We start from the raw sequence: 16499 nt of genomic DNA, 5'->3' as shown, positions 1-16499 counted from the left end.
GACAACTTTTATATCATATCATGTTTCCAACCACTTGGCAAGCACTTTTTTTGAAAAAGTTTTTTAAGTTGTTTTTACAACTCGCTTAAACGCCGTGGTGCCAGTTGTTGACTGGATTTATAGAATACCACATATTTTTCATTAGTGCAACACTTTCTATAAACTATTTTTATATTGATGAAAGTATTAATTAATAGACGGTGCATTTATATACTTCCATACTATATGTATAACAACCTTTTGGTTGGAGAAAGTAAAAGGAAGAATCAGTGTTAACACTGATTCTTCCTTTGTTTATTGATCCTGTTGATAAAACTTCATATTGTTTGTTCTTCTAGCACTAAGATAAAAGAGACCATAAGAAAGCTTAATAGTTACTCAGCTGAACGATTACGCATATGTGGGAATAGTAGTACATCACGAATAGACGCTGCATCTGTTAGAAGCATAACTAGACGATCTATACCGATACCTAATCCACCTGTAGGTGGCATACCGTATTCTAGCGCACGAATAAAGTCATCGTCCATTTCATGAGCTTCATCGTTTCCTTTTTCTTTCTCTACCATTTGCGCTTCAAAACGTTGGCGTTGATCGATCGGATCATTAAGCTCTGTAAATGCGTTAGCATGTTCACGAGCAACTACGAACAATTCAAAACGATCTGTAAAACGCGGATCTTCTACATTGCGTTTGGCAAGTGGAGAGATTTCAACCGGATGTCCTGTAATAAAGGTTGGTTGAATCAATGTTTCTTCTACAAACTGCTCGAAGAACTCATTTAAAATATGACCGAATGTCATATGTGGTTCTACTTTTACATGGTGTTCTTTAGCTAGTGCATGAGCTTCTTCATTGGTCATGTGTACACCAAAGTCTACACCTTTTACTTCTTTAACAGCATCTACCATAGATAGGCGACGCCATTGTGGAGTTAGATCAATGTCTTGTCCTTGATATTGAATATGTGTTGTGCCCAGTACTTCTTGCGCGATATGAGCAATCATATTCTCTGTTAAGCTCATGATATCTTTGTAATCTGCATATGCTTCATACAATTCAATCATCGTAAATTCAGGGTTATGACGGGTTGATGTTCCTTCATTACGGTATACGCGTCCGATTTCGTATACTTTCTCCAGACCACCTACGATCAAGCGTTTTAGATGAAGCTCAATAGCAATACGCATATATAGTTCCATATCTAGCGCATTATGGTGAGTAATGAAAGGCTTAGCTGCCGCTCCACCAGCGATAGAATGTAGTGTAGGTGTTTCTACTTCCAAGTAGCCTAGCGAATCCAAATAACGACGCATCGATTGGATAATGCGGGAACGAGTAATAAATGATTGTTGTACTTCTGGATTCACGATCAAATCCACATAGCGTTGACGGTAACGCAATTCAACGTCTTTTAGACCATGGTATTTTTCTGGCAATGGATAAAGTGATTTGGACAATACTTCTAGATCGCTTACTTTAATAGAAGTTTCGCCTGTTTTGGTTTTGAATACTTTACCTGTTACACCAACGATATCTCCAAGATCAAGAATAGAGAATGCTTGGTACTTCACTTCTGGCGTGCTGTCTTGACGAACATAGATCTGAATACGTCCGCTCAAATCTTGAATATGTGCAAAGCTTGCTTTACCCATACCACGTTTAGCCATAATACGTCCTGCTAAACTAACTGTGATACTTTTCTCTTCTAGCTCTTCTTTGGTCAAGCTATCGTATTTACTGATGACATCCGCTGCTGTAGAAGTACGTACATACTTTTGTCCAAACGGATCAATACCTAGACCACGTAATTCATCTAGTTTGTCTCTACGTATTTGTAGTAACTCGCTTATTTCGTTTTCATTATCCATCTCTTCTGGATTGGGGTTTACATTTTCTTCAGACATTGCTGAACTTCAACTCCTTCAAAGTAGTACCTGTTTGCTATATTTCATATCTTTCGTTCATCTTACATACATGCTATGAAATATACACTATGACTATAGTGTACCTGATTTGACAGTATTCATAAATCTATAAAACGATTTTACATGATAATATCTGCGCAACATTTGCGAAATGTCCATATATTATGTGTTCATTTCAAGAAAAAAGCTTCCCAAAGGAAGCTTTTTCATAGGATATAACATAAATACGATCTACTTATCTCAACATACATAAGGCAATCTTATTTTTTGATTTCAAGAATTTTGTACTGAATTACACCGCCAGCAGGAACGCTAACATCAACGGTTGTTCCTTTTTGCTTACCAAGAATAGCTTTACCTACAGGACTTTCATTTGAAATCTTATTCTGTGAAGGATTCGATTCAGCACTACCTACAATGGTATATTCCATTGTATCGCCAAATTCCATATCTTCTACGATTACAGTAGCACCAATACTTACGATATCGGTAACAATCTCATCGCTATTGATAATACGAGCGTTGCGTAGCAACTTTTCAAGTGTAATGATGCGTCCTTCGATAAATGCTTGTTCATTCTTAGCATCTTCATATTCGGAGTTCTCACTAATATCACCGTACCCGATAGCAACTTTAATTCGCTCTGCTACTTCACGTCGTTTTACAGATTTAAGCATTTCTAGCTCGTCTTCCAGCTTCTTCAGACCGTCCTGTGTTAAAATGACTTCTTTGTCGCTCATCTCAACCGATTCTCCTGTCATGTGAATAATTTTCGCTCATCGCGCTTCGGGGTTTCTTGTCGAAATGATGATTGGATTAGGGATTCCCCAAAGAGGCTTAATTACTGTATCTAAACCTTTAGTTCAGGCAAATTTATACTGAAAAAGTATATGGGAATGATTACGAAATGTCAATAAAAAGGCAGGAACAGTATCAAACCCTGTATCCTGCCTTAATTATTCCTATACATTGCATAGATTTAGATACTGCAAACTTGCTCTACTTCTTCTAATTCGTTTCCCGGAGAGCTTAGTTCGCCTTGAGGTAATCCTTCTAGGAAATTGTGCAAAATCTGTACCATCTCATCACGTTTAACTTCTTCCATGATCGAGTCTTTGATTTTAGCTGATCCTTTTATTCCTTTTAGATACCAGGAAAGGTGTTTACGCATTTCTCGAACTGCCACATGCTCGCCTTTGAGATTAATCAAACGATCCATATGCAAAATAGCTATTCTGATTTTCTCTTCTGCTGTAGGCTCGGATAGCAATTGTCCTGTTTTTAAAAATTCAATCGTACGATATAACATCCACGGATTGCCTAGTGCACCGCGTCCAATCATAACTCCATCGCAACCGGTTGTATCTAACATACGCTTCGCATCTTCAGGAGTAACAACATCCCCATTCCCGATAACAGGAATAGAGACTGCTTCTTTGGCTTGTTTGATATAAGACCAGTCTGCTTGCCCTGTATATAGCTGCTGACGTGTACGACCATGAACGCTGACTGCTTTACCACCTGCGTCTGCTACAGCTTTGACATTATCGACCACAAAAATATGATCGCTATCCCAACCGATACGCATTTTCACTGTAACTGGCTTGCTTACATTAGCTACGACAGCGGCTACCATTTCATTGATCTTGTTCGGATCAAGTAACCATTTCGCTCCTGCATCGCTTTTATTAATTTTGGGCGCAGGGCATCCCATATTAATATCTATAATGTCTGCATTAGTATCTTGATCGACCACTTTGGCGGCGGCAACTAGCGATTCACGATCTCCACCAAAAATCTGCAAACTTAATGGCTTCTCACGCTCGTCGACAAATAACATTTCGTGTGTGCGCTTGTTACCGTTCAAAATAGCTTTATCACTGACCATCTCAGCACAGACTAGACCTGTACCAAATTCTTTGGCTATCAAACGAAAAGCAGGGTTACATACTCCAGCCATAGGTGCGAGTACGACCTGATTTTTCATTTCTATATCACCGATCTTTAACATTCGAGTTCACTCCTTGTATCTCTATCCATGGTTTACGATCAAAACAAGCGACTGATTCCCTGTATCAAAAAGCAGATTGTATAATCTGCGGTTTATTTTAATTTTGAACTATAAGGGCATCGTAAAAGCTTTAACATAATGAATCCCTTGTTGTTCGGCTTCAATATCACTTAATGATTGCTGAATCGATTGAAATAACTCGGGATGGTGATCAGACGATACTAATTCTGCTAACGGAACCAGTACAAAAGCTCGTTCATGCATTCGTGGATGAGGTAATTCTAAACGTTCGGTATGCAGTTGTTGATTGTCCATCCATAACAAATCCAGATCCACTGTACGTGGTCCCCAGCGAATATCTCGTACCCGACCTAACTTATTTTCTACATCTAACATGCTCATTAATAATGATTCCGGTTCTAATGTTGTACGTAACATCAATACCATATTGAGAAAAGAAGGTTGATCGATATATCCGACAGGAGCAGTCTCGTACAGACCTGAACAATGAACAATCTCTATATCGGAATGATCATTCAGCATCTGTATAGCTTCTGTTAAGGTCTGCTCACGATCGCCCAAATTAGCGCCTAAAGCAATATAAGCCTCTGAGTATTCAGAGGGAACAGATGACTTCATGACAGATTCTCACTTTCGTGTACGCCGCAATTCCACAGTAACGCCTTGAAAATGAATATCAAATGGTGGATGAGGCTTGGTTACTCTTACCGTTAGTGCATGTACATCAGTATAAGCGTCCAATAAAGAGGATGCAATACATTCTGCTAGAGCTTCAATCAATTTAAATGATTGCTGTTCTACTACCTGTTTTACTTTTTCATGAATTTCAGCATAGTTGATTGTAGTGCTAAGATCATCGGTCTGACCTGCTATTGATAGATCCATTTCTAATTCTAAATCGACATAGAAACGTTGACCTAATTTACGTTCTTCTTCAAAAACACCATGATACCCGTAATACTCCATACGTGTCAGAATCATTTTATCCATAACGGCATACTCCTTCTATATATAAATTATATAAATTGTTAGTTCTTATGATGTCGAGTAGACTGTACCATCGCATCACACATTACTGCCATTCGTTTATTCTGCTCAATATCATGCACACGAATAATCTGACAACCTTGAGCAATTCCAAAAGCAGTCGTAGCTGTTGTTCCTTCTACTACATCATGAGCAGGTAGATCCAAAACAGTTCGAATAAACTTTTTGCGTGAAGTTCCTAGTAATAACGGATACCCTAGTGAAGATAACTGATCAAGCTCCATCATTAGCTGTAAATTATGATCTGCTGTTTTGGCAAATCCAATACCCGGATCTAAAATAATATGCTCTGCTTGTACGCCTGCTTGTAGCGCTTGATCGATACAGTATTGAAGATCATGACGTACATCTGCAACAAAATTCGTATAATCCATATTATTTCGATTGTGCATCAAAATAATCGGGCACTGTGCAGAAGCTGCTACTTGTAACATTAAAGGATCGGCTTGTCCGCCCCATACATCATTAATGATATGAGCGCCTGTCTGTAATGCTTGCCTGGCGACTTCTGCTTTGTACGTATCAATTGATAACGGAATATGAGGAGCTTCCCGATGCAAAGCTTCAATAATCGGAAGTACACGTTCTAATTCTTGCTCAGCAGATACAGGATCATGCCCCGGACGAGTAGATTCTCCGCCAATATCAATCAGATCTGCTCCATCTTGCATCATTTGCAAAGCATGTTCAACAGCACGATCGATTAATGTATATTGTCCACCATCGGAAAAAGAATCCGGCGTAACATTCAAAATGCCCATTATTAAGGTTGAATCTCCAAGTGTTACAGTAGCGGAACCCATATTGTATGTTCTTGTGTAGCGAATAGGCTGTTTCACTGCTGATAAGCCTCCTTCTGGTAAGCATAAGCTAATTGAAAAGTCATAGAGTTGGAAAGAAGCTCAGGAAGCTGATGTGTTGCTGTATGTGCTAACAATTGCTTTACAGGTACTATTTCTTGAATAGAATTCGTTAAAAACACTTCATCTGCTTCTAGTAACTGCTCCCATGTATAATAACCTTCATGCACTGTTATTCCAGCAGACTCTGCTAACTGAATCACAAAAGCACGTGTAATGCCCGGTAATATCCCTGTATCTATAGCAGGTGTGTATAATTGTTGATTTTTTACAAAAAACACATTACTCACAATGCCTTCTGCTATATATTGTTCTTTGGTCAGCATTAATCCTTCTACAGCAGTAGCAGGGTGATCTTGATACTGTATTAATTCGCGCTTACCCAAAATGCTATTCATATAATGGAGTGATTTGAGACGAATATCGCCTTCTGGTGTGTTCCGTAAGGTGTGTAAGCGACGCAATGACTTGCTATGAGTATATAAATGATCTGCAAGCGAAATAGAATCAAGGCGAGCTGGAGGTAGCGACTTGGCATAGATCACGATAGTAGGCTGTTCATATTCTGCTGAAGGCAGACCTAATATATCGGTTCCTGCTGTAACTGTATAACGAATATAAGCATCTGATAATTGGTTAGCGATCCTTAATTGCTGAATCTGTTCAGATATATCGTTGACTGACTCATTCCAGATGATTCCTAAGGACTGGCAACTTGTCGATAATCTTAATAGATGTTGTTCTAATAAAAACGGCTGGCCATTATACGTACGAAACGTCTCAAACAATCCCATTCCATACAAAAAGCCGTGATCCATGACAGAGACCACGGCTTGATCTGTAGCAGTAATGTGCCCATTTAAAGATACATAGTTCATACGGTTGGTGCTTTATCTACTTTACGACTCAAAAAGCTACGCAACATCTCATGTCCATGATCCGTTACAATCGATTCTGGATGGAATTGTACACCTTCGACTGCATACTCTTTGTGACGCAGACCCATAATCTCGCCTTCAGCCGTCTCAGCCGTAATTTCTAGACAATCAGGTAAACTTTCACGCTCAACAATCAACGAATGATAACGGGTCGCTGTAAATGGAGAAGGTAAATTTTCAAAAACAGATGCTTTGTCATGCAGGATAGGCGAAGTCTTACCATGCATTAATCGCTCAGCACGAATCACATTACCACCAAATGCTTGACCGATCGCTTGATGACCGAGACAAACGCCAAAGATCGGAATATCGCCTTTGAAATTTTCAATAACGTCTAACGTAATACCAGCTTCTGTTGGTGTACATGGACCCGGGGATAATAAAATATGATCTGGTGCCATTGCACGAATACCTGCCATATCAATCTCATCATTACGACGAACGACTACCTCTTCACCCAATTCGCCTAAATATTGTACAAGGTTGTACGTAAATGAATCGTAGTTATCTATTACAAGTATCATAATATCCTCCCTTTCTCTGCTTGCACTTGATCATGTTGTTCACTTAACATCACTGCTCTAGCGATCGCTCTAGACTTGTTAAAACATTCGCGATATTCACGATAAGGTTCAGAATCGATCACTACACCAGCTCCTGCTTGCATATAAGCTATATTGTCTTTGACCGTTAATGTTCTAATAATAATATTTAATTCCATATTACCATTATAGTCAATCCAGCCCATCGAACCGGTATATGCACCACGACGTGTCTGTTCTAACTCTTCGATGATTTCCATCGTACGCACTTTCGGTGCACCTGTAATCGTTCCACCGGGAAATACAGCGGCTATTACATCATATACATCTTTGGAATCCGCTAATTCTCCTTCAACTCCAGATACTAAATGCATCACATGCGAATACCGTTCGATCGTCATCAATTCAGGCACACGTACTGTTCCGTATTTGGCGATTCGTCCTAGATCATTACGTTGAAGATCGACAAGCATAATATGTTCGGCACGTTCTTTCTCATTAGATAAAAGATCATCTTCCATCGCTTGATCTTCGATATCTGTTGTTCCTCTACGCCTTGTACCCGCTATCGGTCGTGCAGACACTTTGCCATCTACTACACGCACTAACAGTTCAGGCGAAGCAGATACTAAATGAAAATCAGGTGTACGCAACAATCCCATGTACGGAGAAGGATTGGTTAAACGTAACCATTCGTATACCGATTCAGGTGTTGAAGTTAACGGTCGCTGACTGCGTAACGATAAATTGACTTGAAATACATCACCCTGACGGATATACTCCTGAATCGTCTGTACTGCTTTTTCAAATTGAACTTGAGCAAATCCGGTCTCAAATCCATACCCATCTGTACGTGAATTGGTTAATGCTATAGGATGTTCAGCCAAAAATTGCTTGCGTGCTAATGTAGAGGATAGCTGTGATTGCTGGATGATCTGCTGCCACTCCTCAGCCATTTGCATCGCGCATGTAGCCGCATGATCATAATCTCGTTGATAATCTGTATGTTCATTTATCGATGTATGCACACAGCAGTATAGTTGCTTTTCCAAATGATCGATTACCCATACTTGATTGAACTTCATCCATAGATAATCTGGCATTCCAAGATCATTGCTCAAATGATCTGGTAATTTCTCTAAAGAACGAGCTACATCATAGCTAAGAAAACCAACGCATCCGCCTGTAAAATGGGGTACTTCTGCTAATCTAGGTGCACGATCGGTAGACATCCATGTTCGTAGTATATCTAAAGGCTTGCCTGTATACGATGCACCAGCGATATATTCAGGCTGTGCTTGTTGCCACGATAATATAGGAGTGGTGCTTGTTGCATTTCGAATATGCGCTTGTCCATCTTGACCACTAAGAATAGAGATAGGAGAAAGTCCAAGATAACTGTATCTACCGCTTTTTCCATTTTCCAATATAAATGAATATGGCATCTGTTCTTGCCATAATTGTTCCCAACTATCAGGTAATAGCTGATCTTGCAAAGGAATCTGCACGATATAAGGCAACTGTGTATATCCTGCTGCTTGCCAGTCTGTCCATTGTTGAAATGATGTATATACTTTGGTCAATCGATCTTCCTCCAACCTCATGATCTATTCGTTGTCGTTAGTATACTAAAGCGTAGATCGAATGAGAAGATGCGAGAAATAAAAAAGCTTCTATCCCTATGCCATATAGACAAGGGTAGAAGCTTTTATTACATATTGATTGAGCCTATAACATAATGATCAATAGATCACTTAATTCCAATACGGAAACATCAGTACATCTAGCAACACTATTTTATACCGAGATGTTATTAGGATTAAGATTCAAAGTTGTATAATGGCGTACTAAGGTAACGCTCACCATTACTTGCAATGATCACAACGACACGTTTACCTGTACCTAATTCTTTTGCTACTTGTAGAGCGGCTTTGATCGCTGCACCTGAAGAAATACCTGTAAGAATTCCTTCTTCTTTGGCTACACGACGAGCCCATTCAAAAGCTTCTTCATTTTCAACATGAATAATCTCATCGTAAATATTTTGGTTCAAAATCTCAGGAATAAAGTTAGCACCGATCCCTTGAATTTTGTGAGGACCTGGTTGTCCGCCTGCCAAAATAGGAGAAGCCGCAGGTTCTACAGCATAAATTTTGATCTCTGGGAAAGATTGTTTTAACACTTCACCTGCTCCAGAAATAGTACCGCCTGTACCGATACCTGCTACAAAAGCATCCAAAGTTCCACCGATAGAACCGATTGCTTCTACAATTTCAGGACCTGTTGTTTCGCGGTGAATTTTAACGTTTGCTTTATTTTTAAATTGCTCTGCAATAAAGTAATCTGGATTTTCACTCAAAATCGTTTCTGCTTTTTTGACAGCTCCATTCATACCTTCTGATCCTGGAGTAAGAACCAATTCTGCTCCATATGCACGAAGCAAATTACGACGTTCAATACTCATTGTCTCAGGCATTACAATTACACATTTATATCCTTTAGCAGCAGCAACCATAGCCAGACCAATCCCTGTGTTACCACTGGTTGCTTCAACGATCGTACCACCAGGTTTGAGTAAACCTTGTTTTTCCGCTTCTTCTACGATGCTGATTGCAATTCGATCTTTGACACTGGAACCCGGATTCTGATATTCAAGCTTCAGATAAATATCTGCGCTTCCTTCAGGAACGATACTATTCAACTTAACTAGCGGTGTTCCTCCGATAAGTTCTGTAATGTTATTGACGACTTTTGCCATGCCTATAGCCCTCCTTCAAATGATTGAACGTAGCCGCGAATATGAACTCTATTCTATATGTCTAATCTACGCTATTCCGAGTAAAATAGTAGGTTTTAATATACTTTTATATTATCAATCTGTCACAGCGTTGTCAATCTAGCATTTCGCAAAAATCACATGAAATAGATCAGATAGAGCAAATATTTTTACTCTGCTACAGATAAAATATACGCATTGTATTTTTCTCTTAATTGTTGCTCGATTTCTGTTAACGGTTTGGCTTGTCCAAGTGCGATTTTGCGTCTTGCTGTTTCCCGGCTTAACGTCTGCTCGGACGAAGGCGCAGGGCGAATATCGGTGACTTGTACAATTGCATAATGACCTGTACTCAGCGCAATCGGCCCGACAATATCACCTGCTTGCATATCTTGAATCGCTTTTAACAATTCAGGCGGTTGAAAAGGATCATCTTGATCTATCCATCCAAGTGCTCCACCTTTTGGAGCTGAAAATGTATCTATAGACATCGACTGTGCTACTGCCGAAAATACTTCCCCTTGATCGATACGCTCAATCGCCTGTTGCGCAGACGATTCATTGTCTAATTCAATCCATGACAAATCAAATTGATGTTTGGTCATCGATTGCTTATATTGTTTCAAGTACGCATCTACTTCTGCATCGGTAATATTGATATCTGCTGTAGCGATCTTTTCCAATTCAATCTGATATTCCGATTCTTGTCTCAGATCATCTGCACTCAATCCAAATTGAGTATTCATTTCCTGATAAAAGTCTGCTGGTGAAGAATATCCGCTAATACGCTCTGCTAGATCATCTTGAATCTCTTCTTCACTGACTGCAATATGGCGTGCTTGTACTTCTAGCTTAACCGCTTGATGATTAAGCATTTGTGTCAAAATTTCTTTGCCATATCTTCGTTTTAATTCATTTACCCATTCTTGTTCACTAATTGACTCATTACCTACCATCGCTACTGTAGAAGAGCTAGAATGTTGAACTGCCCGGATGACCCAAAAGGCACCGAGCAGCATAATAATTACAGATAATAAGACCAAGACGGCTGTCCATACAGGTGATCTGCCTCTAGTCATATATTTAAGATTCCTTAACTTTTAGCTTCAGCAAGAATAGATTCCAGATCTTGACGATTGAATAAATGCTTTTCACCACAGAAATGACATACCACTTCTGCTTGTCCATCTTCTTCAATCAATTGTGTTAATTCATATTCACCCAGACTCATCAATGTCTGTTCTACACGTTTGCGAGAACAAGGGCAATAGAAGCGTACATCCGATGTTTCCATTACTTCTGCATCAGGTACAACGCGGCGTAACAGTTCTTCCAGTTCTAATCCTTCTGCTAAAAGAGTCGTTACCGGTGGCAATGAACCTATGGATTGTTCAATTTGATCAATCTCAGCATCAGTAAGACCTGGCAACAATTGAATAATAAATCCACCTGCTACAATCACAGAATTGTCGGTATCGACCAATACACCTATTCCTACAGCAGAAGGAGTCTGTTCAGACTTAGCGAAATAGTACGTAAAATCTTCGCCCAGTTCTCCTGAAATAATCGGTACGCTTCCGCGGTACGGATCTTTAAGCCCTAAATCTTTGATCACATATACAAATCCTTCTGTACCTACTGCACCAGCTACATCTAATTTCCCCATTGCATTACTTGGCAAGTGTACATGTGGATTATCGACATATCCGCGCACTTCGCCTTTAGCATTAGCATCCGCTACGATCTGTCCAAGTGGTCCGTCGCCTTTTACTTGTAGCGTTAATTTTTCTTCTCCTTTAAGCATTGCACCCATCATTGCTGCTGTTGTTAGGGTACGACCCATAGCTGCTGTTGCTGTAGGCCATGTATCATGACGTTGACGTGCTTCTTCGACTAAATGAGTAGAACGAATAGCAAATGCACGTACTTTGCCACCTAATGCTATACCACGGACCAAAAGATCCGGTTTTGTATGATTTTGATTTTCCATTTGTAATGGCTCCCCTCGTTGCTCTTGCTGTATATTCCAATGAGCATGTTCTTCTATTTTTATTTAGACGCTTTAGGCGTACCAAAAGTTTTGTCTATATTGGTTGTAACTATATTACGTTCATAAATCAAACGCAATCCTTCAAGAGTAAGCATCGGATTCACTTCATCTACCGTTTCGGTTTCACTGGAAATGAGTTCTGCCAAACCACCAGTCGCAATAACTTTACCGATAACGCCCATTTCTGCATGAATTCGTTTGACGATACCATCCACTTGACCTGCGTATCCATATATAATACCAGATTGCATCGCATGAACGGTATTGCGTCCTATCACTTTTTTAGGTTTTTCGAGTTCAATATTAGGTAATTTAGAAGCACGTTGATATAAAGCTTCTGTTGAAATACCAATTCCAGGTACAATCGCTCCACCTAAATAATCGCCTTTACTATCTATACAATCAAATGTTGTCGCTGTGCCAAAATCAACTACAATCACCGGTCCACCGTATTTGGCAACGGCTGCTACTGCATTCACTATGCGATCTGCTCCTACTTCGCGCGGGTTCTCATAACGCAAGTTCAGACCGGTGCGTATGCCCGGTCCGACAATCATAGGAGTATGATGTAAATATTTTCTGCACATTTCTTCTAACGTGTTCATAATCGGAGGAACCACAGAAGAAATAATAATACCTTTAATATGATCTATTGCAATTTTAGACATTTGAAAAAGATTATGCACCATCACACCATACTCATCTGGTGTTGCTTGTCGATTCGTATTGATGCGGAAATGATGAAGCAATTGTTCTCCTTCATACACGCCTAGAACAATATTCGTATTCCCTATATCGATCACCACTATCAAAGTGCGTCACTCCCCTTTCTTCGCACCCAAATCCAGACTAATATCCAGATTTTCAAAAGAATACGTCAATCTCCCTACTGATATAATATCAACACCTGTGGCTGCCAATTTATAAATAGTCTCTAACGATACATTGCCTGATGCTTCGATCTTAACATGTGATGCTTGCTGACGAATCATACGCACAGCTTCTTGCATACATTCGGTCGGCATATTATCAAGCATAATGATATCTGCACCCACAGTCAAAGCTTCTTGCACTTGCTCTATACTTTCAGTCTCTACTTCAATCGTCATCGTATGGGGAATCTGTTGACGTGCAGAAGTCACAGCTTCTGTAATCCCTCCTGCTGCTTTGATATGATTGTCTTTAATCATAACGGCATCATATAATCCAAAACGATGATTATGCCCTCCACCAACACGTACCGCATACTTTTCAAGCATCCGATGCCCTGGTGTTGTTTTGCGTGTATCGACTAAGCGTACCGGTAATTTTTGAATCGCATCTACATATTCACGAGTGCGAGTAGCGATCCCCGACATACGTTGCAATAGATTTAGCGCTAATCGCTCGCCTGTGAGTAGATGATGCGTACTGCCTTCTACTTCTGCAATGATATCACCTTTGTGTAGCTTTTGTCCTTCTTGAGCAATAGGTTGAAAGGTTAGATCAGGATGAACGGTATGAAATACTAACTCTGCAATCGCCAGTCCAGCAAGTATACCTTCTTGCTTAGCATGAATAACAGCACGACTGATATGTCCTTGCGGAACGGTAGTCGCTGTGGTGATATCGCCAGCGCCTACATCTTCTTTGAGCCATAACTTGATCCATTCGATAAGATTTTCCTGATAACCATTAAACATCATCACTACTCTCCTTTGTTAGCTCTTGATCGATTTGTTGTAAAATATGTTGTTGCCACTGATCATCGTTACGTTCTGGAAAATCTTCTCGATAATGTCCGCCACGACTTTCTTCCCGGTAAAGAGCAGAACGCATAACGAGTAGCGCACAAGTTAGCATATTAGCCAGTTCTAGCGCTTCACGAGTATTGAGAGGATATTCGAAAATGACAGCTAATGCTTCAAGCTTATCGATTCCTTCTTGAAGAGACGATGCTGTGCGACGAAGCCCTGCATGTCGCCCCATAATCCCCTGTAATTCTAATCGCCAGCTAATCCACTGCTCATTAGAGTTTGTGAATTCAGGTACATTCTTATCATGAAAAAGATTCGTTTTGGGCAAAATACAATCTGTGTTTGATATATCTATTGGATTTAGTTGTAGAATTTGCTGTACGACTCTTTTGCCAAACACAATCGCTTCAGATAATGAATTACTAGCTAATCGATTTGCTCCATGAATACCTGTAGAAGATACTTCACCACAAGCAAACAAGCGCTGCACACTAGTAGCTCCTTGCAGATCTGTTTTGATCCCACCCATCATATAATGAGCAGCTGGTGCTACGGGTATCCAATCTTGAGCAAGCTGTAGACCATAACTCATACAGGTCTCATAAATCGTTGGAAAACGGTGTTTTAATACTTCTTCTGTCTCATGTGTAATATCCAGATATACAAAAGCACTATCTTCTTTTTCCATTTCACTCATAATCGCTCTAGCTACAATATCGCGTGGTGCTAATTCTAGTAACGGATGATAATTTTTCATAAAAGCTTCGCCTTTGCGATTCCGTAAAATCGCTCCTTCTCCGCGCAACGCTTCTGAAATTAGAAATCGTGGTGCACCAGGATAACACAATGCTGTCGGATGAAATTGAATAAATTCCATATCTCGTACCTGTGCTCCTGCACGATAAGCCATCGCTACTCCATCACCTGTAGCCACATCTGGGTTCGTTGTATATTGATATAATTGTCCACTACCACCTGAACAAATCACTGTTGCTTCTGCTTGTACGTAGACCAGACTATCATCCGGTTGCTTGACGACAACGCCTTTACATTCATTGTGCTCTGTTATGAAATCAATAGCGAAATGTTCATCCCAGACTTCAATTCGAGGATGTTCAGCTACATGTTGAGATAGCGCTCGAACAATCTCATACCCTGTAGAATCACCATTGGCATGTAAAATACGACGATGACTATGCGCACCTTCTCTGGTCAACTCTAACTGTCCATCAATAGTATCAAATAAAGTTCCCAATCTTATCAGTTCTTGTACCCCTGCTGGCCCTTCTTGCACAAGCACATCTACCGCAGATGAAGAACAAAGCCCTGCTCCTGCCAGCAATGTATCTTGACGATGATATAGAGGAGAATCATCAGTGGATATTACTGCCGCAATCCCGCCTTGTGCATAACGGGTATTGCTTTCTAACAGCGATTTCTTAGTGATCATAAGAACGTGCTTATATTCACTTGCCAAAATAGCAGCAAATAACCCTGCAATTCCTGAACCTATAATAATAACATCTACTTGTTTGTGAATATATTCACTCAAATGATAATCGATCAGGCGATTTGGGATCATTATGGTTTCCTCTCAATCGTTCAAGATGAAGATACTTGTAGCATCCGTTCTAACGAAACACGAGCTTGATCAGCAACAACAGGCGGTACATAAATTTGTGGTTTCATATGTTCAAGACAATTCACTAATTTTTTTAAATTATTCACTTTCATATTCGGGCATACTAAATATTTACTAGCAAAACGAAATGTTTTATCCGGACTATCTTTACGAAGCTGATAACCTGTACCGTCTTCTGTACCTACAATAAACTCCTGACAAGGCGATTCTTTGCAATATTTAATAATAGCTGTTGTACTGCCGACAAAATCTCCTAAAGCTACCACATCTGGGCGACATTCAGGATGTACTACAAATTCAGACTGAGGGTATTTAGCTTTCATCTCCATCACGTCTTTGACTGTTAACATATCATGAGTATTACAGTAGCCTTCCCAGATAATCATTTTTTTGTCTGTATGCTGTTGTACGTAATGCCCTAAGTTTTTATCAGGTACCCAGATAATTTCATCGGAATCTACAGATTGAATTACTTTAACAGCATTAGCAGAAGTACAGCAGATATCAGTTTCGGCTTTAATTTCAGCAGACGAATTGATATACGTTACTACTTTCGCATTGGGATGCTTTTCCTTTAAGCGACGCAATCCATCGACATTGACCATATCCGCCATCGGACAACCTGCACGTTCATCAGGAATAATCACTGTTTTGTTAGGTGCTAGAATCTTAGCACTTTCACCCATAAAATGAACTCCACAAAATACAATCGTATCGGCTTCAGTCTGAGCCGCTTTTTGCGCTAGCAAAAAAGAATCACCACGGAAATCAGCTACTTCTTGAATCTCATCTCGTTGATAATAATGAGCCAAAATAATTGCATTACGTTCTTTTTTTAATTGTAAAAGACGTTTCCTGAGCTCTGCATCCCGTTCTGCTTTCTTTTCTAGTGCTAACGCTTCCATCGTAATCGCTCCTTTTCATTGTTTGAGATTCATTTCACAATGT

The 16499-nt window shown here is 39.9% G+C and carries 16 protein-coding genes; all 16 read right to left on the bottom strand.

The window, feature by feature from the left end; translation table 11 throughout:
* Positions 1-374: 374 nt before the first annotated feature.
* On the bottom strand, positions 375-1907 hold the full coding sequence (gene lysS / locus QCD85_RS22150) for a lysine--tRNA ligase (protein WP_273614341.1): 1533 nt from the start codon (positions 1905-1907) through the stop codon (positions 375-377).
* A gap of 281 nt (positions 1908-2188) precedes the next feature.
* A complete protein-coding gene (gene greA / locus QCD85_RS22145) occupies positions 2189-2668 on the bottom strand; it encodes a transcription elongation factor GreA (protein ID WP_204827326.1) in 480 nt (159 codons plus the stop codon).
* Between the two features lie 239 nt (positions 2669-2907).
* Complete coding sequence (dusB, locus tag QCD85_RS22140; RefSeq protein ID WP_204827325.1) at positions 2908-3939, bottom strand: tRNA dihydrouridine synthase DusB; 1032 nt, start codon at positions 3937-3939, stop codon at positions 2908-2910.
* Positions 3940-4047: 108 nt separating this feature from the next.
* Entirely contained in the window at positions 4048-4578 is a 531-nt protein-coding gene (gene folK / locus QCD85_RS22135) for a 2-amino-4-hydroxy-6-hydroxymethyldihydropteridine diphosphokinase (RefSeq protein WP_273614340.1), read from the bottom strand.
* Between the two features lie 9 nt (positions 4579-4587).
* Positions 4588-4950 (bottom strand): dihydroneopterin aldolase, encoded by a 363-nt coding sequence (gene folB, locus QCD85_RS22130; protein WP_301263895.1) that lies wholly within the window; start codon positions 4948-4950, stop codon positions 4588-4590.
* Positions 4951-4988: 38 nt separating this feature from the next.
* A complete protein-coding gene (gene folP / locus QCD85_RS22125; protein WP_441005641.1) occupies positions 4989-5846 on the bottom strand; it encodes a dihydropteroate synthase in 858 nt (285 codons plus the stop codon).
* The gene (gene pabC, locus QCD85_RS22120; RefSeq protein WP_301263894.1) at positions 5843-6745 is read right to left on the bottom strand and encodes an aminodeoxychorismate lyase; all 903 of its coding nucleotides are present in this window, start codon (positions 6743-6745) and stop codon (positions 5843-5845) included. Before pabC ends, folP begins: the two co-directional genes overlap by 4 nt.
* Positions 6742-7329 (bottom strand): aminodeoxychorismate/anthranilate synthase component II, encoded by a 588-nt coding sequence (gene pabA / locus QCD85_RS22115; RefSeq protein ID WP_273614337.1) that lies wholly within the window; start codon positions 7327-7329, stop codon positions 6742-6744. Before pabA ends, pabC begins: the two co-directional genes overlap by 4 nt.
* Positions 7326-8930 carry an anthranilate synthase component I family protein gene (locus QCD85_RS22110; RefSeq protein ID WP_301263893.1) on the bottom strand — a complete coding sequence of 535 codons (1605 nt, stop codon included), beginning with the start codon at positions 8928-8930 and terminating at the stop codon, positions 7326-7328. Before QCD85_RS22110 ends, pabA begins: the two co-directional genes overlap by 4 nt.
* A 236-nt stretch (positions 8931-9166) precedes the next feature.
* Positions 9167-10105, bottom strand: coding sequence for a cysteine synthase A (cysK, locus tag QCD85_RS22105; RefSeq protein ID WP_204827319.1), 939 nt, complete (start codon positions 10103-10105; stop codon positions 9167-9169).
* 188 nt (positions 10106-10293) lie between these two features.
* Positions 10294-11202 carry a peptidyl-prolyl cis-trans isomerase gene (locus tag QCD85_RS22100; protein WP_301263892.1) on the bottom strand — a complete coding sequence of 303 codons (909 nt, stop codon included), beginning with the start codon at positions 11200-11202 and terminating at the stop codon, positions 10294-10296.
* A 14-nt stretch (positions 11203-11216) separates the two neighbouring features.
* Complete coding sequence (gene hslO, locus QCD85_RS22095) at positions 11217-12113, bottom strand: Hsp33 family molecular chaperone HslO (RefSeq protein WP_273614333.1); 897 nt, start codon at positions 12111-12113, stop codon at positions 11217-11219.
* Positions 12114-12172: 59 nt separating this feature from the next.
* Entirely contained in the window at positions 12173-12985 is an 813-nt protein-coding gene (locus tag QCD85_RS22090) for a type III pantothenate kinase (RefSeq protein ID WP_273614332.1), read from the bottom strand.
* A 6-nt stretch (positions 12986-12991) separates the two neighbouring features.
* Positions 12992-13858: a carboxylating nicotinate-nucleotide diphosphorylase gene (nadC, locus tag QCD85_RS22085; protein ID WP_301263891.1), complete on the bottom strand. Its 867-nt coding sequence runs from the start codon at positions 13856-13858 to the stop codon at positions 12992-12994.
* Positions 13848-15491, bottom strand: coding sequence for an L-aspartate oxidase (nadB, locus tag QCD85_RS22080; RefSeq protein WP_301263890.1), 1644 nt, complete (start codon positions 15489-15491; stop codon positions 13848-13850). The genes nadC and nadB overlap by 11 nt, the downstream gene beginning before the upstream one ends.
* Positions 15492-15511: 20 nt before the next feature.
* Positions 15512-16456 carry a quinolinate synthase NadA gene (gene nadA / locus QCD85_RS22075; RefSeq protein WP_301263889.1) on the bottom strand — a complete coding sequence of 315 codons (945 nt, stop codon included), beginning with the start codon at positions 16454-16456 and terminating at the stop codon, positions 15512-15514.
* Between the last annotated feature and the right edge of the window lie 43 nt (positions 16457-16499).

The sequence above is a fragment of the Paenibacillus sp. PsM32 genome, from assembly GCF_030433815.1.
GTDB lineage: Bacteria > Bacillota > Bacilli > Paenibacillales > Paenibacillaceae > Saccharibacillus > Saccharibacillus kyungheensis.
Note: the sequence above shows the minus strand (reverse complement) of the source record. Positions and strands in the feature narration are given on the sequence as shown.